We start from the raw sequence: 2,543 nt of genomic DNA on the forward strand, positions 1-2,543 counted from the left end.
AACTGTTAAGGAAACAATCGGAGTTGGTGTAAACGAAAAAGCAGCCTTGAGTTCTGATAAAAACTGCCCTTTCGTTTACCTCAATTTCGATTTTACCTTGGTGAACAAAGTCGCGTCCCTTTAGCCGATAGCTATGGGGATTCAATCGTTGCTCTTTTCCTTAAGTTTATCATACCGGATGTTTTGGTAAAAGTTTTTTTATTCAAGAAATCAATTTCAGGCATGACAAACAAACCTCCTATGCGGAAGTCATTTATTCTATGCAATTGTAGATCTTAACATCTCATATGTGCACGAAAAGAAGAACTGTATTTATCTTTGCAGGGTGATACCATATTCCCTCCGCAAGAAGAACATTTGCATACATCGATGTTATACAAAACCTTTATCATTTCTACTGCATTTAGATTTTTTAATGTAGAAATGTATTTCTTACATCCAAGCAGGTTTCTGCAGTGAGTTATCTTTTTTCTCTTGTTTCTACATGATAGCAGACCATAGTGCCGGATTCTGACAAATCGTTTGGGAGGAACATGCATCATGAATCGATGGATGAATTCTTCTCCTGAAATTGTTTTCTCTTTCCAGCAGCTTTCGTTTTTATAGTCTTTTACTACATATGTAACTGTCGTATCTGTCATGGATTTGATTCGATGATTACTGATTGCTATCCTGTGGGTATATTTTCCAAGATAATTGATAACCGACTGTGCACCATTGAAAGTTTCTTTACAGTAAGTGACCCAGTTCTTTTCATAACACTTATCAAGAAGTTCTTTAAAACGATAGCTGTTCTGATATTTCTCTGCTGTACCATGAAATTTAAGCTTAGAATCATTCCACAGGCTTTTTAACTCATCCAGATATTTTCCACGGAACACTTTCGAGATAACACCATATGGGAGAAAAAATTTTCCACCTGTTTCTTTCCATTTATTTTCATCATCAAGCCCACCTCCAAGAACAATGGTATGAATATGAGGATGATAATTCATTGCAGAACCCCAGGTATGAAGAATGCAGATATACCCTATATTAGCTCCTAGATACTTTACGTCTTTTGCCAATTCGTTCAAGGTTGCTGAGGCAGCATGATACAGTGCATCATACAACAGCTTCTGGTTGCTGTAAATGATGGAATTCAATTCCTCAGGAACTGTGAATACTACATGATAATAGGGTGCATCAAGTACGTTCTCTTTTTGTGCATCAATCCATTTCTCTTTCGGAAACTCCTGGCACATGGGACAGCATCTGCTTCTGCAGGAGTTATTATGAATGCTGATACATCCGCAGTCCTCACAAACACTGATGTTTACACCAAAAGCGCCTGTTTTACAGTTCATGATATGATAAGCTGTTTTTCTATGATGAGCAGGAGGGCTATTCCTCTTTTCATAAGAAAGATAAAACCGTTCAAATACATCTTGTATCGTACATGATTTCTCCATAATCATTCACCGCCCATCTCATCAAATGGACTCCTAATTCCAAGCAGAGTTTTATTGCTTACATGCAGATAAACCTCTGTTGATTTTGGATCACGATGTCCCAGAAGCGCTTGAATATATTTTACATCACAGCCGGATTCAAACAGATGACTTGCAAAGCTGTGACGTAAACAATGCGTGGAGACATGTTTCTGAATGCCTGCTCTTTTGGCACTTTCACGAAAAAACTGAATGACACAATCTTTTGTAAGATAATCCCCTGTCCATGAACTTGGGAACAAAATCCCTCTTGGTCTGCCACATTGAAACCAGTATTCTGTCAATATCTCGAGCGTCCGGTCTGCAAGCAAAGTATAACGATCAGAGCGACTTTTCCCATCACGGATGTGTATGGTTTTGTTCGTGCGTGAAATATCATCATAATGAAGATGTGTGACTTCTGAAACACGAAGTCCGCCTGAATACATAGTAGCAATCATAGCTTTGTGCTTCAGATTTGGCGTAGCATCAAGAATAGCTGATATTTCTGTTTTTGTAAGCACCGTTGGTAACTTCCTGTCCCTTTTCATACGAGGTATGTCATCATCATCCCAATTCTTCTTCAATATTTTTTTGTAAAAGAAGCGGATTCCTGAATGGTAGTGATTGTATGTTTCCGGTGAAATCCCGGAAAGTTTCTTTTCAGTTAGGAATATATCAACATCGTCAGTTGTTAATGCATCTATATCCTTGGCTGTGTGGTTCAAAAAATGAGCAACACTGGTACAGTATGCATGAATCGTGGAATCCTTGAGATTCCGTTTATTCGCAGCAGATTGAATTTGATTAAAAATTTCTTCGTACATAATAAAATCCTCCATGTAAAATCAGTAGTTAATGAAAAAAACTGCTTACATGGAGGTGCATTAGCATAATAAAACCGCTTGTCAGAAAAGCGGTCAAATGGTATTCTTTTCATAGGCAGTGGTGTCTTTCTGTATTGAACTGTTTTGTGTGGTAACTTTACAATATCAAATACTGGTAAGAATTGCCATTGCCTATTTTATTATTGAGAAAAGGAAAGCTGCGCCACAGCCTTGGCAGGCCATCGCG

The 2,543-nt window shown here is 38.0% G+C and carries 2 protein-coding genes; both read right to left on the minus strand.

Annotated elements, in window-relative coordinates:
- Positions 1-275 precede the first annotated feature (275 nt).
- On the minus strand, positions 276-1,451 hold the full coding sequence (locus tag PGZ10_RS16440; protein ID WP_330609866.1) for an IS91 family transposase: 1,176 nt from the start codon (positions 1,449-1,451) through the stop codon (positions 276-278).
- Positions 1,452-1,453: 2 nt separating this feature from the next.
- On the minus strand, positions 1,454-2,296 hold the full coding sequence (locus PGZ10_RS16445; protein ID WP_055249528.1) for a tyrosine-type recombinase/integrase: 843 nt from the start codon (positions 2,294-2,296) through the stop codon (positions 1,454-1,456).
- Positions 2,297-2,543 lie beyond the last annotated feature (247 nt).

It is taken from the genome of Coprococcus sp. AF102-57, assembly GCF_027686195.1.
Taxonomy (GTDB): domain Bacteria; phylum Bacillota; class Clostridia; order Lachnospirales; family Lachnospiraceae; genus Allocoprococcus; species Allocoprococcus comes.